The organism is Streptomyces sp. WAC04114 (genome assembly GCF_019733245.1).
GTDB classification, from domain to species: Bacteria; Actinomycetota; Actinomycetes; order Streptomycetales; family Streptomycetaceae; genus Streptomyces; species Streptomyces massasporeus_A.
Genome location: NZ_JAIGQA010000132.1, coordinates 1 through 24,285, shown reverse-complemented (window position 1 = coordinate 24,285; position 24,285 = coordinate 1). Strand labels below are relative to the sequence as shown.

The following is a 24,285-nucleotide window of genomic DNA, read 5'->3' as shown; positions in this document are numbered from 1 at the left end:
CCGCCACGCGGAACGGCGCCCGCCGCCTGACCTCCGCCACGGGGAACGGCGCCCTGCCGGACCGGGGGTGGCGGGGCGCCGTTCCCCGTGGCGGAGGTCAGGCGGCGGGCGCCGTTCCGCGTGGCGGAGATCAGGCCCGGGGCGCGGTGCTCGCCCGGACCACCAGGTCGGTGCCCAGCTCCACGCGTGGTGAGTCCGGCTGCTCGTCGCGGGTCAGGCCCAGCACCGTGCGCACGGCGAGTTTGCCCATGTCGGCCAGGGGCTGGCGGATCGTCGTCAGGGGCGGGGCCGACCAGCGGACTTCCGGAAGGTCGTCGAAGCCGACCACGCTCATGTCCTGCGGCACCCGCAGTCCGCGCCGGCGCAGTGCCTCGATCGCGCCGAGTGCCATCTGGTCGCTGGCCGCGAACAGAGCGGTCGGCGGCTCGGGGAGGTCGAGCAGGGTGGAGCAGGCGGTGAATCCGGACTCGGGGCGGAAGTCGCCGGGGACGACCAGGGACGGGTCCGGCGCGATCCCGGCGCCCTCCAGGGCCGCGCGGTAGCCGTCCAGGCGGGCCCGGGAGCACAGCAGCCGGGGCGGGCCGGCGATCAGACCGATCCGGCGGTGACCGAGGGACAGCAGGTGCTCCGTGGCCGCCAGGCCGCCCGACCAGTTCGCGGCGCCGATCGTGGGGGCGTCCAGGGCGGGGGCGCCCGCCGGGTCGACGACCACCAGAGGCACGCCGAGGATCCGCAGCTCTTCGTGCAGGGTGGGATCCAGGGCGGACGTCACGAGGATGACGCCGTCGGAGGCGCGGGCCCGCAGGTTGCGCATCCACTCGCGGGCGTCGCCGGAACGTCCATGGATGGCCGAGACCACCGTGCCGACCCCGGCGGCGTGTGCGACCTCCTCCACCCCGCGGATGATCTCCACGGCCCAGGGGCTGTCGAGGTCGTTGAAGACCAGGTCGAGCAGGGCGGCACGGGCACCCGGGGCCGCGGGGCGCCTGCGGTAGCCGTGCCGGCGCAGCAGGTCCTCGACCCGGGCCCGGGTCTGCGGCGACACGTCGGACCGGCCGTTGACGACCCGGGACACGGTCGGCACGGACACACCTGCCCGCCGGGCGATCTCCGTGATCGTGACCTTGCCCTCGGCGTCGGCCCCACGTGCTCCTACTTGCCCCACCTCCGTCGACGGGTGACCGTGAAACTTCCAGGAGTCTTCCGGAAAACGGGCATCGGTGGGAAGGCGCGCGAGGCGGGAACGGGACGTGGCGGCGGGTGACGGAAAGTGACGACCCGCGGACATGCGTCGGGGCCGGTGCACAGGGTGTCCTGCGGCCGGCCCCTCATGTCTGCCGGCGGGCGTCACCCCGCCGGACGGCCTCAGGCGGCCGTTACCGAACGCCCTCAGGCGGCCGTCATCACCTGGCCGGCCAGCGGGCGGTGCGGGGCGATGGCCCGGCCGTCCGGCAGCAGCTCGCCGGTGTCCTCGAAGAGCACCACGCCGTTGCACAGCAGGCTCCATCCCTGTTCCGGGTGGTGCGCCACGAGGCGAGCGGATTCCCGGTCGGCGGAGTCGGCTGAGGGGCACTGGGTCTGGTGCTGGCACATGGGTGGGATCTTTCGCTGGGTCGAGATGGACGATGGGATTGCGTCGGCTGAGTCGGATGTCGTGTCTGTTCCGCGGCTAGAAGTGTCGTTCATGGCCGCCCCCCGTTGTGATAAGTCGTCGGAACCCAGTGTTGCCCCACGGGCGTCAATCCGCAGGGATTTCGCGGCACCGCTTCTTACAGGTTCAGGACGCGTCACCCGCGCGGACGGTTCATCCCAACTGCACTGTCCCTTCGGGTGGTTCGCACTGGCCGGATAGGGCTAGTCCGCTCGGGTCGGCTCCCCTGTCGGCTCGTACGAGCCAACGATCGCTCGTGCGAGCGATCGTGTGAGCGAGAAGGCGATCGTGTGAGCGGTTCGTGGTCGAACGCGCGGCAAATGAACGACCCCGCCGCCGGAAATTCGGCGACGGGGTGCGGAGGACTGCGCGGTGCTTCAGGCGGGTGAGCCGAGCAGTCTGGTGGGGGCCGCCCGGTGGGTCAGCACCGGAAGGAGTTCGGCGACGCGGTGCGGGCGGTGGGCCGCGATGCCAGGAGGCGCCGGCGCCAGCGGGACGAGCAGGTCGGTGGCGGCAGGGTGGCCGGTGGCACCGTCGGCGGTGCAGTCCTCGTGCAGCCAGAGCGTCAGCATGTACAGGCCGGGCACCGACAGCAGGCGGGGCTGGTACGGCTGCGGCATCGTCTCGGCCTGGCGCAGGGCGCGCTCGGTGGAGGTGATGTACGGGCCCTCGAAGAAGTGGGAGAAGGCCCAGCCGTCGGGAGTCAGCATGGTCTCCGCCGCGGCCACGGCGTGGTCGCCGCAGCGGATCAGGAAGCGCCACCCGGCCAGGCGGGTCGCGGAGACGCCCTCGGCCGTGACGTGGTCGAGGACGTGCACGGGCAGCGGGAGCTCGGGTGTGGCGGGTCCCTGGGTGCCGAGCAAAGAGGGAGTTCGGGCTTCGCGGACCGCGGTGGGAGAGGAGAGGGCGGTGAGGACGGAACGGAGTGCGGGCGCAGGAGCCGGAGGGACGTGCAGCGGCATGGTGGGTCGCCTCTCATTCAAAGGCACGGTGGCGCGAGGGCGGGGGCGGACGGCGCTGTCAGCTCACGAGGGTCAGAGAGGCAGGGGCCGGGGTCATGTGAACGAGAGGGGGGTGGGATCCGCGTCGCCTCGACGGCAGGACCCATCGACCGTGGGCGCCAACCTTCTGCCTTGTTCGCGGAGTTTATACGACACGGGTTCAGACTGTGTTTCGCCTAGCCGTTTCCGGTGAGTAGAACAAGGGTACATTCGGTCGCCGTTATGCGAGAATTATGCCGATTCCAGGCGGGGGTGCACTGCGGTGACCTCGGTGCATGTCCGCGAACCGGTCGGCCCATTCTCGTCGGCGTTTTTCACGAGTTCCCGGGGGTCGATACCCGTCCTGTGCGACATGCCGAGTGAATGTGCCACCGGTCACACGTGACCAGCGTAGCGGCCGACGGGTCCGCCCGGGACGTTATCGATCGCTTTCACGGGGCATCCTCCACCTGACCGGGACCCCGGCGGCGGGGTCACGGCCCGCATCACTCCGAGGAGGGACGCTTCGATGGGGGAGAAGGTCGCGGCAGGCCGGTTCGACCTGGCCGATCGCCAGCGCTACCGCGACAAGCTGCGTCAGTGTCTGACGGGCTTGGAGCGACTCCTGGCGGAGCAGCGGTTCGATCGCCCCAAGAACCTGATGGGGCTGGAGATCGAATTGAATCTCACGGGTGCCGACGGCATGCCGAGAATGTTGAACGGGCAAGTCCTGGAACGTATCGCGAGTCGCGACTTCCAAACAGAGCTCGCCATGTTCAACCTGGAAGTGAACATCCCCCCGCACCGTCTGGGGGGCCGGGTTTTCGACCGGCTCGCGGAGGAACTCCGTACGTCACTGGCATATGCCGACCGAAAAGCCGGCGAGGTCGACGCGGGAATTGTGATGATCGGTATTCTGCCGACTCTCGACCGTGACGACCTGGTGTCGTCGAACCTCTCCGACGCCGACCGGTACACCCTCCTCAACGACCAGATCGTGGCGGCCCGCGGCGAGGAGTTCACCCTGGACATCGACGGCGTGGAGCACCTGAGCTGCACCTCGAAGTCCATCGCGCCGGAGGCCGCCTGCACCTCGGTGCAACTGCACCTCCAGGTCACCCCGGCCCGCTTCGCCGACGTATGGAACGCGGCCCAGGCGGTCACCGCCGCGCAGATCGCCGTCGGCGCCAACTCGCCCTTCCTCTTCGGCCGCGAGCTGTGGCGCGAGTCGCGGCCCCCGCTGTTCCAGCAGTCCACCGACACCCGCCCGCCCGAGCTCCAGGCCCAGGGTGTCCGGCCGCGCACCTGGTTCGGGGAGCGCTGGGTCACCTCGGCGTACGACCTCTTCGAGGAGAACCTGCGCTACTACCCGGCCCTGCTGCCGATCTGCGACGACGAGGACCCGCTGAAGGTGCTCGACGAGGGCGGCACGCCCTCGCTCGCCGAACTCGTCCTGCACAACGGCACGATCTACCGCTGGAACCGCCCGGTCTACGGCATCGCCGACGGCGTCCCGCACCTGCGCGTGGAGAACCGCGTCCTGCCGGCCGGACCCACGGTCATCGACGTCGTCGCGAACGCGGCCTTCTTCTACGGGGTGGTCCGGGCCCTGGCCGAGGAGTCCCGGCCGGTGTGGACCCGGCTGCCGTTCGAGGCGGCCGCCGCCAACTTCGACGCCGCGTGCAAGGACGGCATCGACGCCCGTTTCACCTGGCCCCGGCGCGGCCGGTACAGCGGCACGGCCGAGGTCGACGCGGTGAACCTGATCCGCGACGAACTGCTGCCGCTCGCCGAGGCGGGACTGGACGCCTGGGGAGTCGAGCCGGCCGACCGCGATCTGTACCTGGGCGTGATCGAGGAACGCTGCCGGCGCCGGGTGAACGGGGCGAGCTGGCAGGCCGCCACGTTCCACACGGCACTGGACGCCGGCCTCTCCCGGGGCGACGCGCTGGCCGCCACGACCCGGCGCTACCGCGAGCTGATGCACAAGGGCGACCCTGTGCACACCTGGCCGGTGGGACTGCCCGAGCCGGTGCCGCTGGGCTGACTCCGCCGCGGGGAGGGGATCCCGCTGCCGCCATACTGATCCGACAGGTCGGTGAAGTGGAGGCAGGTGTGCAGGCGGAGGCGAGCCCGGTGGGCGATTCCATTCCCCAGCAGGGGCTCTCACGGCGGATGCTCCGCAACGAGACGCTGCTGGTCCTCGCGCTGTCGCTGGGCGCGAGCGGAGTGTCCGCGCTGATCAGCTTCATCGGGTCGGTCACCAAGCCGGGCGGCCTCAGGGACCAGGCGGCCACGATGAACGCCTCGGCGGCGCCCGGGCGGCCCTGGCTGGACCTCGCCTGGCAGCTCTTCGGGATCACCACGGCGCTCGTGCCCGTCGCGCTCGTCGCGCACTTCCTGCTGCGGGAGGGCGCGAGCCTGCGCACGATCGGCTTCGACCGCACCCGCCCCTGGCCCGACCTCGGACGCGGGGCGGCGATCGCGGCGGTCATCGGCAGCACCGGCATCGCCTTCTACCTCGCGGCCCGCGGTCTCGGCTTCAACCTCACCGTGGTGCCCGAGGTGCTGCCGGAGGTGTGGTGGAAGTACCCCGTGCTGATCCTCTCGGCGATCCAGAACGCCGTGCTGGAGGAAGTGATCGTCGTCGGCTACCTGCTGCGCCGCTTGGGCCAGCTGGGGTGGACCCCGACGGCGGCTCTGGTCGGCAGCTCCGTTCTGCGCGGCTCGTACCACCTCTACCAGGGCATCGGCGGCTTCGTCGGGAACATGGTCATGGGTATCGTCTTCGTCTACCTCTACCGCCGCTGGGGGCGGGTCGGGCCGCTCGTGGTGGCCCACTCGCTGCTCGACCTCGGGGCTTTCGTCGGGTACGCGCTGCTGGCCGGCAAGGTGGGCTGGCTGCCGACGGCGTGACGTGACACGGGCAGGGGCGCCAGCACCGTCGTACGCCCCTTCGTGCGTCTCAGGTCAGCAGGTCGCCCTCGATGACCGTGACCGCCGTGCCGGTCAGCAGGGTGCGGTCGCCGCGCAGCTCCGTGCGGACACGGCCGGAGCGGGAAGAGGCCTGCAGGCCGGTGAGGCCCGGGCGGCCCAGGCGCTCGGACCAGAACGGGGCGAGTGCTGTGTGGGCGCTGCCCGTCACGGGGTCCTCGTCGATGCCGACGTTCGGGAAGAAGCAGCGCGAGACGAAGTCGTAGCCCCGGGCCGGGTCCTCGGCGCGGGCGGTGGCGATGACGCCGCGCTCGGAGTGGGCCGCGAGGGCCCCCAGGTCGGGACGGAGGGCGTGCACGGTCTTCTCGTCGGCGACCTCGACGAGCAGGTCGCCGATGTTCGGACCGGTGTCGAGGACCGTGAGCGGCTCGGCGCCCAGGGCCTCGGCGAGGCCGCGGGGCGGGTCGGTCCGGGCGAGCGGGGCCGTCGGGAAGTCCAGCGTGACGGAGCCGTCCGAAGCGGGCGTGGCGACGAGGACGCCGCTGCGGGTGGCGAACCGCACCGGGCCGGTGTGCGCCCCGGTCGTGTGCAGGACGTGGGCGGTGGCGAGGGTCGCGTGGCCGCACAGCGCGACCTCGGTGGCCGGTGTGAACCAGCGCAGCGCCCAGTCCGCCTCGGCGCCCTCGGGAAGAGGGTGGGCGAAGGCCGTCTCGGCGTGGTTGACCTCCAGGGCGACGTTCTGCAGCCAGGTGTCGTCCGGGAAGGCGTCCGCGCCGGGCAGGAGCAGGACCCCTGCCGGGTTGCCGGAGAAGGGGCGATCGGTGAAGGCGTCGACGATTCGGATCCTCATGCCCCGACGCTAGGGCTCCCATGAAGCCGCAGGCCAAGGCCAATTCGGGAGCGGCGGCCTGATTCCGCCGACCGGGCCTCACGGGCAGAGCCTTGTCAGCCGGACGTTACCGATATATCGTTGAAGCATCGCGACAGATCAACGATGGAATGGAGTGTGGTCAACGATGCGTACCCACGGATTCGAGCGTGGACATGGACACGGCGGCCCGCATCGCGGTCGGGGTGGCTTCGAAGGGCTGCGCGCGGCCTTCGGTCCCTTCGGGCCGGGCGGCGGCCCGGGCGGCCCCGGGTGGGGCGGGCCCGGTGGACCGGGCTTCGGCCCGGGACCCTGGGGCGGACGAGGGCGCGGAGGGCCACGGGGGAGGGCGCGGCGCGGTGACGTACGCGCCTCGATCCTGGCCCTGCTCAAGGACCGGCCGATGCACGGCTACGAGATGATCCAGGAGATCGCCGAGCGCAGCGGCGGGGCGTGGAAGCCCAGCCCCGGCTCGGTGTACCCCACCCTGCAGCTGCTGGAGGACGAGGGGCTGATCGTCAGTGAGTCCGAGGGCGGCAAGAAGCTGTTCTCGCTCACAGAGTCCGGCCGCGAGGCCGCCGAGGAGGGTCCCGAGGCGCCCTGGGAGGAGGCCTCCCGCGGGGTCGACTGGGAAGCCCTCGGCGAGATCCGCCAGGCCGGCTTCGGTCTGATGGAGGCCTTCGGTCAGGTCTGGAAGACCGGCAGCAAGGAGCAGCGGGAGAAGGCGGTCGGCGTCATCAACGAGGCCCGCAAGAAGCTGTATCTGATCCTCGCCGACGAGGACTGAACCGCGCAGGAGACGAAGCGCCCCCGGAGTGGTCCGGGGGCGCTTCGGCGTGCCGGGGGTGTCAGGCCACCAGCCCGTCCAGCGTGCGCAGCGACTCGTTGAGGGCCGCCGTGGCCGAGTCCTTGAGCTTGCCCGCCATCAGCGACACCGTCGCGCCCGTGAACTCGCCGTCGATGCGGACCGTCGTGGCGTCGCCGTCGGGTGTGAGGGTGTAGCGCGTCGCGACGGTCACCGCCATCGGACCCTTGCCGCGGATGGCGAGCACGCGGGCCGGTTCCAGCTCCTCGACGGTCCACGCCACCTCGGCCGGGAAGTTCATCAGCCGCATGTTCTCCTGGAACGTCGCGCCCACCTCCAGGGGCTCCGGACCGCCCGCCGGGAAACTCGTGTGGGTCACGTTCCACTCGCCGTACGCGGACCAGTCCGTGAGCCTCGCCCACACCTTCTCGGCCGGTGCCCCGATGCGTGCCTCCGCGCTGACTTCGGCCATGCGACCACCTCTTCGTGACGGGCTGGTTGTCGCGGAACGTAGCCGCGGCGGCCGCAATGTTCAATACTGACGAACCATCAGCAGTGTGGGGGTCTCCACCTGAATCCGCCTGATCTCCTCCGTAAGGAGGAGATTCCGCTCGCTGGAGTCCACTTCCCGTGGGACGCGAGAATGCTTCCCGCCGGGGATGCCCCGGGTCCGCGGGGCTGATGGGGTAGAGGATGTGCAACCCCGTATCCCCCGGCAGTCGGCCCATGAGCACGGCATTCAGCGCGTGGACAACGATGCCAGGCTCAGTGACGAGCTGGCGTCGGTGGTCGGCGGCGCCCGGCGCCGGGCCGTGCGGGACAGGGACCGGCAGATCGACACCGCCCATCTGCTCCACTCGCTGCTGGAATCGGACCCCGAGGCGCGTGCCGTCTTCGGCGAGGGGCCGCAGATCGCGCGGCTGCTCGGCTATCTCGTCCAGCGCAGCATCGGCTACGGCCTGCGCTGGCAGAGCGGTGTCGAGGACTCCGGCGCCGTACCCGTGGTGACGGGAGCGACGGGATTCTCCCCGCTCGCCGCCGCGTGCATGGAGCACGCCTGCGAGCGCGCCGCCGGGCGCGGCGGACCGGCCCGCGGCACCGACCTGCTCGCGGCGATCGTCGTCGACCCGCAGGCGCGGGCGGTCGAGGTGCTCGCACGGGCCGGCATCGACCCGCACGAGGTGTCCGCCCGGCTCGACGGCTGGTCCGGCCTCACCGAGGAGTGCGGCGAGACCAACTGCTGAGCGGCAGGGCGGGAGCCGGTCATCTCGTCCAGGCCGTGAGACAGGTGCCATGGGGGATGACGCTCCTGTCATGGCCTGCCATCATGTGCCGGTGCGTACCTCTGACAGCAGCGTGAGCGGGCGCGGCAGGGGTGTGGGGCTCGGCCTCGCGCTCGTGTCCGCGGTGGCCTTCGGCGGATCCGGTGTCGCGGCCAAACCGCTGATCGAAGCAGGTCTGGACCCGCTGCACGTGGTGTGGCTGCGGGTGGCCGGGGCGGCCCTGGCGATGCTGCCGCTCGCCGTGCGCCATCGCGCGCTGCTGCGCCGGCGGCCCGGGCTGCTCGCCGGGTTCGGGCTGCTGGCCGTCGCCGGCGTCCAGGCCTGCTACTTCGCCGCGCTCTCCCGGATCCCCGTCGGGGTCGCGCTGCTCATCGAGTACCTGGCGCCCGCGCTCGTGCTGGGCTGGGTGCGGTTCGTGCAGAAGCGGCCGGTGACGCGGGCCGCGGCCGTCGGTGTCGTCCTCGCGGTCGGCGGTCTGGCCTGCGTCGTCGAGATCTGGTCGGGCCTGCGCTTCGACGCCCTCGGACTGCTGCTCGCGCTCGGTGCGGCCTGCTGCCAGGTCGGCTACTTCGTCCTGTCCGACCAGGGCAGCGACGCCGGGGACGAGGCGCCCGACCCGCTCGGTGTCATCGCCTACGGGCTGCTCGTCGGCGCGGCCGTGCTGACCGTCGTCGCCCGGCCCTGGACCATGGACTGGTCGGTGCTCCAGGGCACCGCGAGCATGGACGGAAGGCCCGTCGCCGCCGTCGTGCTGCTGGCGTGGATCGTCCTCGTCGCCACGGTCGTCGCCTACGTCACCGGAGTGGTCTCCGTGCGGCGGCTCTCCCCGCAGGTCGCGGGGGTCGTCGCCTGTCTCGAGGCGGTCATCGCCACCGTCCTGGCCTGGGTCCTGCTCGGCGAGCACCTCTCGGCGCCGCAGATCGCCGGTGGGGCCGTCGTGCTGGCGGGCGCCTTCATCGCGCAGTCCTCGACGCCCTCGAAGGGCTCCGAACAGCCGGTGGCGAGCGGCGGCCCGGAAAGGGAATTGTCCCGGCGCGGGACCAGCGCCTAAGGTGCCGATCATGCCTTCCGCACTCGTTCTTCCGCCTCCGGCCGCCTGAGGCGGGCCCTTCCGGAAACCGCGCCCGGCCATGCGCCGCCGCGCGGAACGGTGCTGCCCGCAGACGAAGTCCGTGGACCCCTGATCCCCACTGATCCGGGGCCCTTTCAGAACTTCCGCGCACCCGCCGCCGCTCGTCGCGTGCGGCGCGTCGTGCGCGACTGCGGAGAGAACACGTGTCGAACACCGCCTCCGGCCTGCCCATCGGGCGAGGCCTCCTGTATCTGATCGTCGCCGGTGTCGCCTGGGGCACCGCGGGCGCGGCCGCCTCCCTGGTCTACCGGGCCAGCGACATGGGGCCCGTCGCCCTTTCCTTCTGGCGCTGCGCCGCAGGGCTCGTGCTGCTGCTCGCCGTCCGGCTGGTGCGGCCGCGCGCCGCGGCCCCCGTGCGTGAACCGCTCGGCCGACGGGCACTGCGCACCGGGGTCACCGGGCTCGGCCTCGCCGTCTTCCAGACCGCGTACTTCGCGGCCGTCTCCGCCACCGGCCTCGCCGTGGCCACTGTCGTCACCCTGGGCGCGGGCCCCGTCCTCATCGCGCTGGGCGCCCGGCTGACGCTGTCCGAGCGCCTGGGGCGGGGCGGTGCCGTCGCCGTGCTGGGTGCACTCGCCGGGCTGGTGGTGCTCGTCCTCGGGAGCGGAGGCACGACCGTACGCCCCGCGGGGGTGCTGCTCGCGCTGCTGTCCGCGGCCGGGTACTGCGCGATGACGCTGCTCACCCGCCGATGGGGCCGCGACGGCGACGGCGACGCCACCCGGACCACCGCCGGGGCCTTCGCCGTCACGAGCCTGTGCCTGCTGCCCTTCGCCCTGGCGGAGGGACTGCTGCCGCACACCGAGGAACCCGGCCGGCTCCTGCTCCTGCTGCTCTACGTCGCCGCCGTCCCCACCGCGCTGGCCTACGGCCTCTACTTCGCGGGCGCGGCCGTCGTACGGTCCGCCACCGTCTCGGTGATCATGCTGCTCGAACCCGTGAGCGCGGCGGTGCTCGCCGTCGTCCTGCTCGGCGAACACCTCACCGCGGCGACGCTGGCCGGGACCTTGCTGATGCTGGGCTCGGTGGCGGGCCTCGCGGTAGGGGAGGCCCGGGACGCGCGGACGGCCGAGGAACCGGTGATGGCCGTGTGAGGCGCCGCCCGGCCCGCGCGGAGGGTCCTGGGCCGTGTCCGCGAAGTCCCGCCTGCCCCGCGACGCCTGGCGCGCGCCCCCGAGCTCTCGACTCCGCTCGAGCAGGGGGTACCCCCACTCGCCGCACCGGGCGAAGCCCCAAGTACGTCCAGTACGAGGGACTCTGCCCGGCGCGCCGAGAGCACGCACCAGACGCCGCGGGGCCCGCCCTCCGGGCGGACGGCGGGACTTTGCGGACCCGACCTAGGCTTCCTGCCTGCGCAGGAGGTGGTCGCGTGCCCTGGAGTCGCCCGGACCGCCGCGGTCCGCCAGGCCCGCGGCGATCCGGTCCCGGACCTCGGCGGGCCTGTGGTTCGCGTACTTGAACTTGGCGCGCACGTCCGTCACTTCGAGGCGCAGGCCCCGGATGCCGGGCAGCATCCTGCCGTACGGGGCCTCGCCCACCGCCGCCCGTGCGGAGCCGCCCCGCGGCTGGAAGTGGTCGACCTGGCGGTTGAGGAGCGCGGCCTTCTCCGCCGGGTCGTCCACGACATGGGCGCGACAGCGCAGCTGCACCGCCGCGTAGAAGCTCGTCGGGGTGCCGTGCTCGGGCGGGACGTCCGGGGCGGCCTGCCAGGGGCCGGGCACGAACACGTAGTCGTCGACCACGCTCAGCAGGACGTCCGGGTCGGCCTCCAGCGCGGGCCAGAGCGGGTTCGGGCGGGCGAGATGCGTGACGACCTCGCCGCGCCCGGCGTCGTAGGCGAAGTGCAGGGGCTGGACGTGGGGCGGTTCGCCCGGCAGGCCGTTGACGGCGAGCTGGCCGAAGTCGTGCTCGGCCAGCCACCGTTGCCATTCGGTGTCGTCGCGGGGTGCGTCCCAGGGGTGGATCAGCATCACAGGGCCGCGAGGTAGCCGGGCAGTTCGGTGCCGGGGGCCAGGCCGGGGTCGGAGTCCGGCGTGCCGTAGGTGCGCCGCACCGGGACGACGCCGGCCCAGTGCGGGAGGGCGAGGTCCTCCGGTTCGTCGTTCACACCGCCGGTGCGCAGCTTCGCGGAGACCTCCTCCAGGTCCAGGCGGATCACGGCGGTGGCGGCCAGCTCCTTCTTGTTGGCGGGGCGCGAGTCCGCGGAGCGGCCGGGCACGACGTGGTCGACCAGCGCGTCCAGGGCCTGCCGCTTCTCCTCGGGGTCAATCACGTCGTGGGCCACGCCGTGCACCACCACGGAGCGGTAGTTGATCGAGTGGTGGAAGGCCGAGCGGGCCAGGACCAGACCGTCGACGTGCGTGACCGTCAGGCAGACCGCAAGGCCCGGGTCGGCCTGACCGGCAGCCCGCAGCGGGCGCGAGCCCGTCGAGCCGTGCACGTACAGCCGCTCGCCCACCCGGGCGTACAGGGTGGGCAGTACGACCGGCGCCCCGTCGCGGACGAATCCGAGATGGCAGACGTAGGCCTCGTCGAGTATCGCGTGCACCAGGTCCTTGTCGTACGAGGCCCGGTCCGGGGAGCGGGTGGGGACGGTGCGGTCGGACGGGGTGTAGGCGGCCTCTGGCTGCGACGGCGTCTGCGTGGTCCCCTGCATGGCGCTCTCCATTGCACTAGTGCATAATTTACTTTGTGCTAGGAGAGTATCCGATCAGTGGGCGTCGCGCAGCGGACATTTCCGCGAGCATCGAGCGAGCAGTGGGAGCCGGGGAGCTGCGGCCCGGTCAACTTCTGCCTCCCATGCGGGAGTTGGCCGAACGGTTGGGGGTGAATCCCAACACGGTCGCGGCCGCGTACCGCACCCTGCGCGAGCGCGGGGTCATCGAGACCGCGGGCCGGCGCGGCAGCCGGGTCCGGCCCGCCCCGGCGACGACCGGGCGGGAGCACTTCCGGGTGGAGGTCCCCGAGGGTGTGCGGGACGTGGCGCAGGGCAATCCGGACCCGGCGCTGCTGCCACCCCTCGCGGGCGCGTTCGCCGCGGCGGCGCAGGAAGGCGACCGGGCGCCCGTGCTCTACGGGGACACCCCTCTGGAGCCGGAGCTGGCCAGGATCGCGCGGGCCGGACTCGACGCCGACGGTGTGCCGGAGGGGCCGCTCGCCGTGGTCTCCGGGGCCCTCGACGGCGTCGAACGGGTGCTGGCGGCCCACCTCAAGCCCGGTGACACCGTCGCCGTCGAGGATCCGGGCTGGGGCCGCACCCTCGATCTCGTGCCCGCCCTCGGGCTGCGGACCGTCCCCGTCGGCGTCGACGACGACGGGCCCCGCGTGGAGGACGTGCGCGGCGCGCTGGAGGCCGGGGCGCGGGCCCTGATCGTCACCGACCGCGCGCAGAACCCGACCGGCGCCGCGGTGAGCGCCGCCCGCGCGCGTGCGCTGCGCGCCGTGCTCCGGGAGCACCCGGAGGTCCTGCTGATCGAGGACGACCACGGCCACGGCATCGTCGACGTGCCCCTGTACCCGCTGGCCGGAGTCACCCGGCACTGGGCGTTCGTACGCTCCGCCGCCAAGGCCTACGGCCCCGATCTGCGCCTGGCCGTGCTCACGGGGGACGCCGTCACCGTCGACCGGGTCCGCGGGCGGCACCGGCTGGGGCCCGGCTGGGTGAGCCGGCTGATGCAGCGGGCCCTGGTGCGGCTGTGGGCCGACGGCGCGGTGGACACCGCCGAGGTGGCGGCGTCGTACGGGCGGCGGCGGGACGCGCTGATCGGTGCGCTCGAACGGCGCGGTGTGGCGGCGTACGGGCGCAGTGGGATGAACGTGTGGGTGCCCGTACCGGACGAGACCGGCGCCGTCGCCCGGCTGCTGCACGCCGGGTGGGCCGTGGCCCCCGGCGCCCGCTTCCGGCTGAGCGCACCGCCCGGCATCCGGGTCACCGTCTCCACGCTCGCCCGGGACGAGATCGAGGCGCTGGCCGACGCGATCGCCGCGGCCCTGGGACCCGCCCCGGCGCGGAGCTACGACTGAAGCCCGCGGGGCTACGGCTGTGACGGCTGCCGGGGTTTGGGCCGCACTTGGGTCAGCGCCGCCCCCGTCAGCACGATCACCGCCCCGACCGGCGTCGACCAGGCGAGCGCCTCGCCGAGGAGGACGACGCCCGCAGCCGTGGCGATGACCGGGACGAAGTACGTGACCATCTGCGCGGTCGTCGGGCCGACTTCCGCGACCAGGCCGTACTGGAGGAGCATCGCGAGGCCCGTGCCCAGCGCGCCCAGGGCGGCGATCGCCAGCAGTGGCACGACGGAGACCCGGGTGGGCAGGGTCGTGAACAGCGAGGTGACGACGGCCAGCTGGACCGTCGCGAGCAGCAGCTGGGCGCCGGTCATCGACAGGTGCGAGTGGCCGGTGCCGGCCAGGGTGCGGCGGACGTAGATCCAGCCGATCGGGTAGCTGAGGGAGGCGAGCAGGGCCAGTGCCGTGCCGGTGGCGTCCAGGCCGTGGAAGCCCTGCCAGGCGCCGAGCACGGTGAGCACGCCGAGGAAGCCGAGACCCAGCCCCGCCACCCGTACCCGGGTCGGCCGGTCCTCCGACAGGGCGACCAGCGACAGAGCCATGCCCCACAGCGGCGACGTCGCGTTGCAGATGCCCGCCAGCGTGGACGGGATGGTCAACTCGGCGTACGCGAACAGGGAGAACGGCAGGGCGTTGAGCAGGAACGCGGCGATCGCCAGATGGCCCCAGGTGCGCGCCCCGCGCGGCAGCCGCTCGCGCCGCACCGCCATCGCGGCGGCCAGCACCGCCGTGCCGAACACCAGCCGGCCGAGGGTCACCTGGAACGGTGCGTATCCCTCGGTGCCCACCTTGATGAGGAGGAAGCTGAAACCCCAGATCAGGGACAGGGCGGCGAACCGGAGGCGCCAGTCGAGGCGGCGGCGCGGCGGTGCGGACGGGGCGGTGGCCGCCCGGTCGGCCGGGGTGGTGACGGTGCTCATGCCAGCCACGATGCGGCACGGAACCTCGTAGCACAATCGAGATTTCGCACTCGGTACCGCGTAGCATTGCTTACATGCTGAACCTGGAGCGCCTGCGCACCCTCGACGCCCTCGCCCGGCACGGATCGGTGAGCGGGGCGGCCGAGGGGCTGCACATCACGACGTCCGCCGTCTCGCAGCAACTGTCCAAGCTCGAGCGGGAGGTCGGCCAGCAGCTCCTCGCCAAGAACGGCCGCGGTGTACGGCTCACCGACGCGGGCCGGCTGCTCGCCGAGCACGCCGGACGCATCCTCTCCCAGGTGGAACTGGCCCAGTCCGACCTGGAGGCGCAGCGCGGGCAGGTCGTCGGCGAGCTCAGGCTGTCGGCCTTCCCGACGGCCGCACGGGGGCTGTTCCCGCACGCGCTGGCCGCACTGCGCGCGCAGCACCCCGCGCTCCGGCTGCGCTCCTGCGAACTCGAACCGGAGCAGGGCATCGCCGGGGTGGTGCGCGGGGACCTCGATCTCGCCGTGGTGCTCGACTGGTACAACAAGCCGATGGCGCTGCCCGACGGGCTGGTCAAGGCGTCGATCCTGGACGACCCGGCCGAGGTCGCCATGCCGGTGGGCCACCGGCTCGCGGAGCGGGCGGAGGTGGACCTCGCCGAGTTCGCCGACGACGAGTGGATCACCTGGGGCGAGGGCGAGTTCTGCCACGAGTGGCTGATGTTCACGCTGCGCTCCAAGGGCGTCGAGCCGATCGTCGGCCACCGCGCCGCCGAGAACCACACGCAGCTCGCCCTGGTCGCCGCGGGCCTCGGAGTGTGCATCGCCCCACTGCTCGGCCGCCACCCCGTGCCCGCCGGGGTCGTGACCGTCCCCCTCCGGCAGCGGGTCCGGCGGCATGTGTACGTCATCTGGCGCGCGGACGCGGACCGCCGCCCGTCGATCCGAGCGGCGGTGAAGGCCCTGCGGGCGGCGGGGGAGAGCGTCGGCTGACGCCCTGGAAGCGGCTGCCCCCGCGGCTGCGACTCGGGGAGAGCGACTGCCCATGCCGCAGATCCGGTGCTCCAGACCCGAAGGGCCCCGGGCCAAGACCCCGTCGAAGGTCTGGTGGGGCCGCTACTGCCCGGCCAGCTTGCGGAAGTCCCAGGAGACGATCTTTTCCGGGGTCAGGCGGATCCAGGCGTGGCGGCCGTCGTGCGGCATTTCCTCCAGGCCGAAGTTCTTCCGGGCGAACAGCGTTTCCGGCACGTCGAGTTCGGCGCGCAGCTCGCCCGTGCGCGGGATCTCGCCCACGAACTCGACGGTGCCCGACAGCTCGGCGCCGCGCAGCTCGTCGTAGTCCTCGCCGGTGTCGACCACGATCGCCACCCGCGGGTCGCGCCGCAGGTCGGTCCACCGCTTGCTGCGGACGACCGAGTACAGCCACATCGAGGCGCCGTCCCAGGCGAACCACAGCGTGCTCACGTGCGGCGCCCCGTCGGCCGACACCGTGGCGACCCGGCAGGTGCGCTGGGTGGTCAGGAAGTCGTCCAGCTCGCCCGGCGTCATCATGATCTTCCGGCCTCTGCGCTGCTGCGTGACGGTCATGCGCCCCCTCTTTCTCCCACGTCGTGCCAGAGGAGATCCTCTGACATCACGTCAGAAAAGGATGAGTGCTCTTCCGTCCGTGCGCAATGGTGGTTACGCTCGCCCGCCCGGCCGCCGGTGACAGGGGAAGCCCATGCCCTCGTACGAAGCGCTCAGCGAGCTCCTCGAACCGCGCACCACCGTGCTGCTCACCGTCGAGTGCCAGGAGGGCGTCGTCGGGGCGGACAGCGCCCTGCCCGAACTCGCCGAAGTGGCACGCACCGGCGGTGCCCTCGCCAACGTCGCCCGTCTGGTGGCGGCCGCTCACGACGGCGGCGTCCAGGTCGTCCACGCCGTCGCCGAGCGTCGCCCCGACGGCCGCGGCGCCAACAGCAACGCCCGTCTGTTCCGCGCCGCCGCACGGCTGCCCGTCCAGCAGCTGGCCGGCACACCGGCGGTGCGGGTGGCCGCCCCGATCGAGGTCGCCGAGGCGGACCTCGTCGTACGGCGTCTGCACGGGCTGTCACCCGTGCAGGGCACCGACGTCGACCCGCTGCTGCGCAACCTCGGCTGCCGCACGCTGATCGTCACCGGGGTCTCCGCCAACGTGGCCGTCCCCAATGCCGTGTTCGACGCCGTGAACCGCGGCTACACCGTCGTCGTCCCGGCGGACGCCATCGCGGGAGTGCCGTCCGACTACACCCCCGCGATGATCCGCCACACCCTCGCGTTGGTCGCCACGGTCGCGACCACGGACGAGGTACTGGCGTGCCTGGAGCGTCCGGGCGGGGTCAGGCGAGCGTGATGGAGTCGCCGTTCACGCTGATCTGCTTCGCCTCCAGCGGCTGGACCGCCGGCCCCTTCTTCACGCTGCCGTCGAGAACGGAGAACTGACTGCCGTGGCAGGCGCAGGAGATGACGTCGTCCTTGAGGTCCACCATCGGACACTTCTGGTGGGTGCAGATCGTCGAGAAGGCCTTGTAGTCGCCCGCGGCCGGCTGCGAGACCACCACCTTCTCGTCCTTGAAGATCTTGCCGCTGCCCTCGGGGATGTCGGCGGTCTTCGCGAGCGCCGCACCACCGGCTCCCGCTCCGCCGGACGAGCCGGCTCCGTCGTTCGTCGCGCCGCCGCCGGCGGCGCCCTGTTCGGTGGACGGGTCGGACGCCTTGTCCTCCGACCCGCACGCCGTCAGCGCCACGGTGAGCCCCGCCGCGCCGACCGCCGCCACGACGGTGCGGCGGCTCGGTCCCGACATCGGCTGAACTGATTCGCTGGTCATGCTGACGTTCCTTCCGGGGATTCGTGATCTGCGGAGAGGTACGGCCCTTGCGGACCGGCTGTTCAGACCATGTCGAAATCCTGACCCGATCTCGGAAGGACACGGGTAAAGCGGAGCTGTCGGTTCGCTGTCGGGTTCCGGCCAGCCCCGCCGCGAGGCCGTCACCGCGGCCGCCGCGTGCGTCAGTAACCTGGGGCGATGCTCAAGGAAGTGATCGCGACCCGTTTCATCGCGCCCCTGCGCGAGGGCGGTTCGCTGCCCGGCCTGATCGAGGCGGACGACTTCGGCACCTACGTCCTGAAGTTCACCGGTGCTGGACAGGGCCGCAAGACGCTGGTCGCCGAGGTGGTTTGCGGGGAACTCGCCCGCCGGCTGGGGCTGCGGACGCCGCGTCTTGTCACCGTCGAACTGGACGCCGAGCTGGGCCTCGGCGAACCGGACGAGCAGGTGCAGAGCCTGCTCAGGTCCAGCGGCGGCATCAACCTCGGCATGGACTTCCTCTCCGGCGCGCTCGGCTTCGACCCGCTGGCGTTCGAGGTGAGCCCCGAGGAGGCCGGCCGGGTCGTCTGGTTCGACGCCCTGATCAACAACGTCGACCGGTCCTGGCGCAATCCCAACCTGCTCAGATGGCAGGGCGAGTTGTGGCTCGTCGACCACGGAGCGACGATGATCTGGCACCACAACTGGCCCGGCGTCCAGGCCTCCGTCGCCCGCCCCTACGACGCCTACGACCACGCGCTGGCGTCCTTCGCGCCCGATGTCACCGCCGCCGCAGCCGAGTTGGCGCCCCTGGTCACCGAGGAACTCCTCGCCGACGTCACCGCGCAGATCCCGGACACCTGGCTCCTGGACGAACCCGGATTCGCCGCGCCGGACGACCTCCGGCAGGCCTACGCGCGCCCGCTGCTGGCCCGGGCCGCCGACATCCACGACCGCATCCAGGGGCTGAAGTGAACGACCGGCACATCATCAAGGGCGGCCCGCGGGACCGCCAGGTCTACGAGTACGCCGTCCTGCGCGTGGTCCCGCGCGTCGAACGCGGCGAGTGCATCAACGCCGGCGTCCTCGTCTACTGCCGCGCCGCGTCCTACGTCGGTGCCCGCACCCACCTCGACGAGACCCGTCTGCTGGCCCTCGACCCCCGCGCCGACGTGGCGGGGGTGCGGGCCGCCCTGCGGGCCGTGGAGGGCCTGTGCGCGGGTGGTACCGCGGCCGGGCAGGCGGCGGCCGACGACCCGGGCCGCCGCTTCCGCTGGCTCGTCGCCCCCCGCTCCACGATCGTCCAGCCCGGCCCGGTGCACACCGGCCTGACCACGGACCCGGCGGCGGAGACCGGCCGGTTGCTGGACCTGCTGGTGAGGTGACCTGCCGTCAGCGCCGGCGGCGCTTCACCACGCAGCCGGCGGCGACGGCGGCACCCGCCGCGAAGGCCAGTCCGATCGCGAGGTCCCAGTCGCTCGGCCCCGAGGTCACCGCGCCCCCGAGCCCGCCCCGCACACCCTGGCTCGGAGTGCCGGTGGGAGTGGCGGTCACGGGAGCGGAGGGACTGACCGAGGGGCTGACCGAAGAACTCACGGACGGACTCACGGACGGACTGGCGGAGGGGCTGGGCGAGGTGGGCGACGTCGTGGGGTCGATGATCCCGCGGTGGGCCAGCGCCTCGCACGCGACACCGTCGTCGCGGCCCTGGTCCTCGTCCAGCCTGTGGGGATCACTCGGATCCGCGTCGAAGACGGCCTGCGCGTCCTCCTGGAAGGCGAAGTCGCGGCAGTCCAGGTCCTGCCGGGCATGAGCGGGGTCGGCCAGCGGCACGATCGCGGCGATCGCGAACAGCGTGCCGATGGCACCGGTGCGACGGCGCATGGTGCGCCTCCTTCCGGTCACGGGTGGCTCGCGCTTTGACGCTAGGCGCCGAGAGGTGCGGCGGCGCGTGGCCGTAGGCCGATCGGGTGTCCCGGAGGAAGCTGCCGGGCAGGGTGGGGCCGGGGTGATGGATCACATGCCGCCCTGGGCCGTTGACACCGCGTGCCAGGGCTTCTAGCGTCACACCCACTGAAGGTACTAAGCGGTCGCTCACCTGAGGAGTAGCAGTCATGTCCACCACTGACCAGCGGGTTGCCGTCGTGACCGGTGCCGCGCGCGGTATCGGTGCCGCCACCGCCGTACGACTGGCCGCCGAGGGCCGCGCCGTCGCCGTGCTCGACCTCGACGAGGCGGCTTGCAAGGACACCGTCGAGAAGATCACCGCCGCCGGCGGCAAGGCCATCGCTGTCGGGTGCGATGTCTCGGACGAGGCACAGGTCGAGGCGGCCGTCGCGCGGATCGCCGAGGAGCTCGGCGCGCCGACGATCCTGGTCAACAACGCGGGCGTGCTGCGCGACAACCTGCTGTTCAAGATGAGCGTCTCCGATTGGGACACCGTCATGAACGTGCACCTGCGCGGCGCCTTCCTGATGTCCAAGGCCTGCCAGAAGCACATGGTGGACGCGGGCTTCGGCCGGATCGTCAACCTGTCGTCGTCGTCCGCGCTCGGCAACCGCGGCCAGGTGAACTACTCGGCCGCCAAGGCGGGTCTGCAGGGCTTCACCAAGACCCTCGCCAAGGAGCTCGGCAAGTTCGGCGTCACCGCCAACTCCGTCGCCCCCGGCTTCATCGCCACCGAGATGACCAAGGCCACCGCCGACCGCGTCGGCATGGGCTTCGAGGACTTCAAGGCCGCCGCCGCCACCCAGATCCCGGTGGCCCGCGTCGGGGAGCCGGAGGACATCGCCAACGCCATCGCCTTCTTCACCGGCGAGGCGGCCGGATTCGTCTCCGGCCAGGTGCTGTACGTGGCCGGCGGACCGCTCGACTAGAGGACGAACAGAGATGACTTCCGTGGAACTCTCCGGCAAGGTCGCCCTCGTCACGGGCGCCAGCCGCGGTATCGGCTACGGCGTCGCCGAGGCCCTGATCGCGCGCGGCGACCGCGTGTGCATCACCGGCCGCAACGAGGACGCCCTCAAGGAGGCCGTCGAGCAGCTCGGCGCCGACCGTGCGATCTACGTCGCCGGCAAGGCGCACGACGAGGCCCACCAGGCCGCAGCCGTCGAGCGCACGATGGAGGCCTTCGGCCGCGTCGACCACCTGGTCAACAACGCGGGCACGAACCCCGTGTTCGGGCCGATCGCCGACCTCGACCTGAACGTCGCCCGCAAGGTCTTCGAGACCAACGTCGTCTCGGCGCTCGGCTTCGCCCAGCGGACCTGGCACGCCTGGCAGAAGGACAACGGCGGCGCGATCGTCAACATCGCCTCCGTCGCGGGCCTGTCGCCCTCGCCGTTCATCGGCGCGTACGGCGTCAGCAAGGCCGCGATGATCAACCTGACCGTGCAGCTCGCGCACGAGTTCGCGCCCAAGGTGCGGGTCAACGCGATCGCCCCGGCGGTCGTGAAGACCAAGTTCGCCCAGGCCCTGTACGAGGGCCGGGAGGAGGAGGCCGCGGCGGCCTACCCGCTGGGCCGGCTGGGCGTGCCCTCCGACATCGGGGGCGCTGCCGCGTTCCTCACCTCCGAGCAGTCCGACTGGGTCACCGGTCAGACGCTCGTGGTGGACGGCGGCATCTTCCTCAACGCCGGAACCGGCTGACGAGGACCGCGTACGCGGATCGGCACGGGCGCCCGTTGACACAAACGGCGCCCGTGTCGGCGTAAAAGCACCGCACGGCACGATGACAACGTCGTCAAAGGTTTATCGATCAAGAGGTCGTGGACGGGGAGGGTCAGCGGGCGCGGCACTGCGGTATGGTCTGCCGACCCTTGGTATGGCAGATCGAGGAGCGTGCGCGTGTTCAACCGGAATCGATGCCTGCAGCGGGTGGCGGCCATCGCGTCCATATCGGCCCTGCTCGCCGGATGTGGCGTGCTGTCGTCCGATACCCCGGAGGACGAAGGACCGATCGTCCTGGGCACCACCAGTGCGCCCAGCACGCTCGACCCTGCCGCTTCGTGGGACAGCTCCTGGGAGCTGTTCCGCAACATCTACCAGACGCTCCTGAGCTATCCGACGGGTGCGAGCACGCCCCAGCCGGACGCCGCCGAGAAGTGCGGCTTCAGCGACACCTCGAACCAGGTCTACCGCTGTGAGCTGCGCGAGGGCCTGAAGTTCTCCAACGGTGACGCGCTCGACGCCCGGGCGGTGAAGTACTCGTTCGACCGGATCCGCAAGATCAACGTCAACGGTGGCCCCGCGGGTCTGCTGGGCAGCCTCGATCGGGTCCAGGCGCCGAACGACCGCGAGGTGATCTTCCACCTCAACAAGCCGGACGCCACCTTCCCGTTCGTGCTCGCCACCCCCGCCATGTCGATCGTGTCCCCGGAGGCCTACCCGGCGAACAGCCTGCGCAAGGGCAGCGACGTGGTCGGGTCCGGGCCGTACCGCCTCGACTCGTACTCCGACGGCAAGGAAGCCGTCCTCGTGCGCAACGACTCCTACAAGGGCTACGCGGAGCGCCGGAACAACGCGGTGACCGTCCGCTACTACCAGGACTCCGCCACCATGGTGAAGGCCCTGCGGGACGAGAAGATCGACGTGACCTACCGGGGTCTGGCCGCCGGTGACGTCGTGGAGCTCCAGAGCAAGTCCTCCAAGGACGAGGAGATCCAGCTCGTCGAGGGCACCGGCACCGACATCAACTACCTGGTGTTCAACCCGAAGGACTCCTGGGCGAACAAGAAGGCCGTGCGCCAGGCCATCGCGCAGATCGTCGACCGGGCGGCGATCGCCCACAAGGTCTACAAGGACACCGTCGACCCGCTGTACTCCATGGTCCCCAAGGGCCTCACCGGCCACACCACGGGCTTCTTCGACGACTATGGCGACCCCGACGTCGCCAAGGCCCGCAAGATCCTCCAGGAGGCGGGCATCAACCAGCGCGTCCCGCTCACCTTCTGGTACACGAGCGACCGCTACGGCTCCGAGACCGCCGGGGAGTTCAAGGAGCTGAAGCGCCAGCTCGAGGCGTCCGGCCTGTTCTCGATCAGCCTGAAGAGCCGCCCCTGGAAGACCTACGTCGAGGGCTACCAGAAGGGCGAGTACCCGGTGTTCGGTCGCGGCTGGTTCCCCGACTTCCCGGACGCCGAGAACTTCATCGCGCCGTTCGTCGGCGACCAGAACGCCCTCGGCACGCCCTACCCGGCCCCCGAGATCACCGGCGATCTGCTGCCCCGCTCGCGCCGTGAGAGCGACCGCGCGAACGTGGTGAAGGAGTTCGAGGAGGCCCAGCAGGTCCTCGTGGACGACGCGCGGCTGCTGCCGCTGTGGCAGGGCCGGCAGTACGTGGCGGCCAGCCGGGACATCTCGGGCGCGGAGCGGGCCATGGACCCGTCGACGATCATGATGTTGTGGGAGCTGCACCGCAAGACCGCCTGGTAGGCGGTCCGGCACCGGACTTTCCCGGGCGCGTTGTCAGTGGTCGCCTGTAGGTTCTGTGGCCTGGAAGTGACCGCACATCGTGAGGACGTTGACGTGACCGACATCGCCATGCTGCCCGAGTCCTGGCGCGGGGTTCTGGGCGACGAGCTGCAGCAGCCCTGGTTCAAGGAGCTGACGGAGTTCGTCGAGGAGGAGCGGGCGAAGGGTCCCGTCTATCCGCCGCGCGAGGAGGTCTTCGCGGCGCTGGACGCCACGCCCTACGACCAGGTCAAGGTCCTGATCCTCGGCCAGGACCCGTACCACGGCGAGGGGCAGGGGCACGGACTGTGCTTCTCGGTCCGGCCGGGCGTGCGGGTCCCGCCGTCCCTGCGCAACATCTACAAGGAGATGCACCAGGAACTGGGCACGCCGATCCCGGACAACGGCTATCTGATGCCGTGGGCCGAGCAGGGCGTCCTGCTGCTCAACGCGGTGCTCACGGTCCGCGCGGGCGAGGCCAACTCGCACAAGGGCCGCGGCTGGGAGAAGTTCACCGACGCGGTGATCCGGGCCGTGGCCGAGCGCCCCGACCCGGCCGTCTTCGTGCTGTGGGGCAACTACGCGCAGAAGAAGCTGCCCCTGATCGACGAGTCGCGGCACGTCGTGGTCAAGGGCGCGCACCCCTCGCCCCTGTCGGCGAAGAAGTTCTTCGGCTCGCGCCCCTTCACGCAGATCGACCAGGCGGTGGCGGCGCAGGGGCACACCCCGATCGACTGGACGATCCCGAATCTGGGCTGAGGCCCGCGGTCGTACGGCCGTGCCGTGACGGGCCCGGCGCCGTCCGGAGCCGCCTGAGCCGGATCGCCCCCGCCTGCGGTTAGCGTCGGCAGCAACAGCCGGCGAGTGCGCGGAGGACGTCGTGGCGGAGCGGCAGGAGCAGACGGCGCCGGATGCCGTGCTCACCCGGATCGGGCAGGTCGTCATGCTGCACCACGCCGGGGACCGGGAGGAGGCCCGGCACCGGCTCCTCGGCCTGTGGGCGGAGCTCGGTGAGCACGGCGACCCGCTGCACCGCTGCACCCTCGCCCACTACCTGGCCGACACCCAGGACGACCCGGCGGACGAACTGGCCTGGGACCTGCGCGCGTTGACGGCGGCCGAGGAGGCGAGGCAGGAGGCCCTCGCGGTGACCGCGGTGGTCGCGCTCTACCCCTCCCTGCACCTGAACCTGGCCGACGACTACATCAGGCTCGGTCGCCGCGACGCCGCCCGCACGCACCTGCGGTGGGCCCGGGAAGCCGCCCTGGCCCTCGCCGACGACAGCTACGGCGAGGGCGTGTGGGCGGCCATCGGACGGCTGGAGTCCCGGCTGGGGGAGGACGGCCCGGGGGCGTGGACGCCGCCGCGGCAGCGTCCCTGAGGG

The 24,285-nt window shown here is 72.0% G+C and carries 27 protein-coding genes; 16 read left to right on the top strand and 11 right to left on the bottom strand.

Translation table 11 applies throughout. From position 1 onward, the window contains the following. Nucleotides 1–130: 130 nt before the first annotated feature. The 3 genes from K4G64_RS27820 to K4G64_RS27810 all read right to left on the bottom strand — a co-directional run bounded on the left by K4G64_RS27820 (nt 131) and on the right by K4G64_RS27810 (nt 2,613). On the bottom strand, nt 131–1,165 hold the full coding sequence (locus K4G64_RS27820; protein ID WP_221758735.1) for a LacI family DNA-binding transcriptional regulator: 1,035 nt from the start codon (nt 1,163–1,165) through the stop codon (nt 131–133). A 224-nt stretch (nt 1,166–1,389) separates the two neighbouring features. Continuing rightward, entirely contained in the window at nt 1,390–1,593 is a 204-nt protein-coding gene (locus K4G64_RS27815) for a DUF5999 family protein (RefSeq protein WP_030835828.1), read from the bottom strand. Between the two features lie 435 nt (nt 1,594–2,028). Further along, a complete protein-coding gene (locus K4G64_RS27810) occupies nt 2,029–2,613 on the bottom strand; it encodes a hypothetical protein (protein WP_189593731.1) in 585 nt (194 codons plus the stop codon). Between the two features lie 547 nt (nt 2,614–3,160). Here K4G64_RS27810 and K4G64_RS27805 point away from each other — a divergent pair. Together K4G64_RS27805 and K4G64_RS27800 are read left to right on the top strand one after the other, a co-directional pair. After that, on the top strand, nt 3,161–4,678 hold the full coding sequence (locus K4G64_RS27805; RefSeq protein ID WP_221758734.1) for a glutamate-cysteine ligase family protein: 1,518 nt from the start codon (nt 3,161–3,163) through the stop codon (nt 4,676–4,678). A 68-nt stretch (nt 4,679–4,746) separates the two neighbouring features. Further along, nucleotides 4,747–5,547: a CPBP family intramembrane glutamic endopeptidase gene (locus tag K4G64_RS27800; protein WP_221758733.1), complete on the top strand. Its 801-nt coding sequence runs from the start codon at nt 4,747–4,749 to the stop codon at nt 5,545–5,547. 49 nt (nt 5,548–5,596) lie between these two features. On the opposite strand, the gene K4G64_RS27795 is transcribed toward K4G64_RS27800, so the two are convergent. After that, complete coding sequence (locus K4G64_RS27795) at nt 5,597–6,415, bottom strand: PhzF family phenazine biosynthesis protein (RefSeq protein WP_221758732.1); 819 nt, start codon at nt 6,413–6,415, stop codon at nt 5,597–5,599. Nucleotides 6,416–6,581: 166 nt separating this feature from the next. Here K4G64_RS27795 and K4G64_RS27790 point away from each other — a divergent pair, with 166 nt between their 5' ends. Beyond that, on the top strand, nt 6,582–7,220 hold the full coding sequence (locus K4G64_RS27790; protein ID WP_221758731.1) for a PadR family transcriptional regulator: 639 nt from the start codon (nt 6,582–6,584) through the stop codon (nt 7,218–7,220). A gap of 61 nt (nt 7,221–7,281) precedes the next feature. On the opposite strand, the gene K4G64_RS27785 is transcribed toward K4G64_RS27790, so the two are convergent. Then, the gene (locus K4G64_RS27785; RefSeq protein ID WP_221758730.1) at nt 7,282–7,710 is read right to left on the bottom strand and encodes an SRPBCC family protein; all 429 of its coding nucleotides are present in this window, start codon (nt 7,708–7,710) and stop codon (nt 7,282–7,284) included. A 223-nt stretch (nt 7,711–7,933) separates the two neighbouring features. Between K4G64_RS27785 and K4G64_RS27780 the strand changes: the two genes are divergently transcribed. The 3 genes from K4G64_RS27780 (at nt 7,934) to K4G64_RS27770 (ending at nt 10,747) form a co-directional block, all read left to right on the top strand. Further along, the gene (locus tag K4G64_RS27780) at nt 7,934–8,482 is read left to right on the top strand and encodes a Clp protease N-terminal domain-containing protein (RefSeq protein ID WP_308122509.1); all 549 of its coding nucleotides are present in this window, start codon (nt 7,934–7,936) and stop codon (nt 8,480–8,482) included. Between the two features lie 85 nt (nt 8,483–8,567). After that, nucleotides 8,568–9,572 (top strand): DMT family transporter, encoded by a 1,005-nt coding sequence (locus K4G64_RS27775; RefSeq protein WP_221758736.1) that lies wholly within the window; start codon nt 8,568–8,570, stop codon nt 9,570–9,572. A gap of 224 nt (nt 9,573–9,796) precedes the next feature. After that, the gene (locus K4G64_RS27770; RefSeq protein WP_221758728.1) at nt 9,797–10,747 is read left to right on the top strand and encodes a DMT family transporter; all 951 of its coding nucleotides are present in this window, start codon (nt 9,797–9,799) and stop codon (nt 10,745–10,747) included. A 243-nt stretch (nt 10,748–10,990) separates the two neighbouring features. Here the strand turns inward: K4G64_RS27770 and K4G64_RS27765 are convergent, their stop codons facing one another. Together K4G64_RS27765 and K4G64_RS27760 are read right to left on the bottom strand one after the other, a co-directional pair. Beyond that, a complete protein-coding gene (locus K4G64_RS27765; protein ID WP_221758727.1) occupies nt 10,991–11,623 on the bottom strand; it encodes an FMN-binding negative transcriptional regulator in 633 nt (210 codons plus the stop codon). Then, nucleotides 11,623–12,309, bottom strand: coding sequence for a pyridoxamine 5'-phosphate oxidase family protein (locus K4G64_RS27760; protein ID WP_221758726.1), 687 nt, complete (start codon nt 12,307–12,309; stop codon nt 11,623–11,625). The genes K4G64_RS27765 and K4G64_RS27760 overlap by 1 nt, the downstream gene beginning before the upstream one ends. 35 nt (nt 12,310–12,344) lie before the next feature. On the opposite strand from K4G64_RS27760, the gene K4G64_RS27755 reads away from it, so the two are divergent. Continuing rightward, the gene (locus K4G64_RS27755; protein ID WP_221758725.1) at nt 12,345–13,676 is read left to right on the top strand and encodes an aminotransferase class I/II-fold pyridoxal phosphate-dependent enzyme; all 1,332 of its coding nucleotides are present in this window, start codon (nt 12,345–12,347) and stop codon (nt 13,674–13,676) included. 11 nt (nt 13,677–13,687) lie between these two features. Here the strand turns inward: K4G64_RS27755 and K4G64_RS27750 are convergent, their stop codons facing one another. Then, entirely contained in the window at nt 13,688–14,641 is a 954-nt protein-coding gene (locus tag K4G64_RS27750) for a DMT family transporter (RefSeq protein WP_221758724.1), read from the bottom strand. Between the two features lie 74 nt (nt 14,642–14,715). On the opposite strand from K4G64_RS27750, the gene K4G64_RS27745 reads away from it, so the two are divergent. Next, nucleotides 14,716–15,618, top strand: coding sequence for a LysR family transcriptional regulator (locus K4G64_RS27745; protein ID WP_190897185.1), 903 nt, complete (start codon nt 14,716–14,718; stop codon nt 15,616–15,618). A gap of 123 nt (nt 15,619–15,741) precedes the next feature. Here the strand turns inward: K4G64_RS27745 and K4G64_RS27740 are convergent, their stop codons facing one another. After that, nucleotides 15,742–16,212: a pyridoxamine 5'-phosphate oxidase family protein gene (locus K4G64_RS27740; RefSeq protein ID WP_030835784.1), complete on the bottom strand. Its 471-nt coding sequence runs from the start codon at nt 16,210–16,212 to the stop codon at nt 15,742–15,744. A 133-nt stretch (nt 16,213–16,345) separates the two neighbouring features. On the opposite strand from K4G64_RS27740, the gene K4G64_RS27735 reads away from it, so the two are divergent. Continuing rightward, nucleotides 16,346–16,996, top strand: coding sequence for a cysteine hydrolase (locus tag K4G64_RS27735; RefSeq protein WP_221758723.1), 651 nt, complete (start codon nt 16,346–16,348; stop codon nt 16,994–16,996). Here K4G64_RS27735 and K4G64_RS27730 read toward each other — a convergent pair. Beyond that, nucleotides 16,983–17,471 (bottom strand): Rieske (2Fe-2S) protein, encoded by a 489-nt coding sequence (locus K4G64_RS27730; RefSeq protein ID WP_221758722.1) that lies wholly within the window; start codon nt 17,469–17,471, stop codon nt 16,983–16,985. The genes K4G64_RS27735 and K4G64_RS27730 overlap by 14 nt on opposite strands. A gap of 198 nt (nt 17,472–17,669) precedes the next feature. Between K4G64_RS27730 and K4G64_RS27725 the strand changes: the two genes are divergently transcribed. Beyond that, nucleotides 17,670–18,425 (top strand): HipA family kinase, encoded by a 756-nt coding sequence (locus K4G64_RS27725; RefSeq protein ID WP_221758721.1) that lies wholly within the window; start codon nt 17,670–17,672, stop codon nt 18,423–18,425. Then, nucleotides 18,422–18,835: a DUF3037 domain-containing protein gene (locus tag K4G64_RS27720; protein WP_221758720.1), complete on the top strand. Its 414-nt coding sequence runs from the start codon at nt 18,422–18,424 to the stop codon at nt 18,833–18,835. Before K4G64_RS27725 ends, K4G64_RS27720 begins: the two co-directional genes overlap by 4 nt. A gap of 7 nt (nt 18,836–18,842) precedes the next feature. Here K4G64_RS27720 and K4G64_RS27715 read toward each other — a convergent pair whose 3' ends face one another. Continuing rightward, nucleotides 18,843–19,334: an excalibur calcium-binding protein gene (locus K4G64_RS27715; RefSeq protein ID WP_221758719.1), complete on the bottom strand. Its 492-nt coding sequence runs from the start codon at nt 19,332–19,334 to the stop codon at nt 18,843–18,845. Nucleotides 19,335–19,564: 230 nt separating this feature from the next. Between K4G64_RS27715 and fabG the strand changes: the two genes are divergently transcribed. The 5 genes from fabG (at nt 19,565) to K4G64_RS27690 (ending at nt 24,282) form a co-directional block, all read left to right on the top strand. Continuing rightward, nucleotides 19,565–20,326, top strand: a complete 762-nt coding sequence (gene fabG, locus K4G64_RS27710) for a 3-oxoacyl-ACP reductase FabG (protein WP_097215411.1) — start codon at nt 19,565–19,567, stop codon at nt 20,324–20,326. Between the two features lie 13 nt (nt 20,327–20,339). Next, a complete protein-coding gene (locus K4G64_RS27705) occupies nt 20,340–21,098 on the top strand; it encodes an SDR family oxidoreductase (RefSeq protein ID WP_221758718.1) in 759 nt (252 codons plus the stop codon). 198 nt (nt 21,099–21,296) lie between these two features. Continuing rightward, entirely contained in the window at nt 21,297–22,883 is a 1,587-nt protein-coding gene (locus tag K4G64_RS27700) for an ABC transporter substrate-binding protein (RefSeq protein WP_221758717.1), read from the top strand. A 93-nt stretch (nt 22,884–22,976) separates the two neighbouring features. Continuing rightward, nucleotides 22,977–23,660, top strand: coding sequence for a uracil-DNA glycosylase (ung, locus tag K4G64_RS27695; protein WP_221758716.1), 684 nt, complete (start codon nt 22,977–22,979; stop codon nt 23,658–23,660). 121 nt (nt 23,661–23,781) lie between these two features. Then, nucleotides 23,782–24,282, top strand: coding sequence for a hypothetical protein (locus K4G64_RS27690; protein WP_221758715.1), 501 nt, complete (start codon nt 23,782–23,784; stop codon nt 24,280–24,282). The last annotated feature ends 3 nt before the right edge of the window (nt 24,283–24,285 follow it).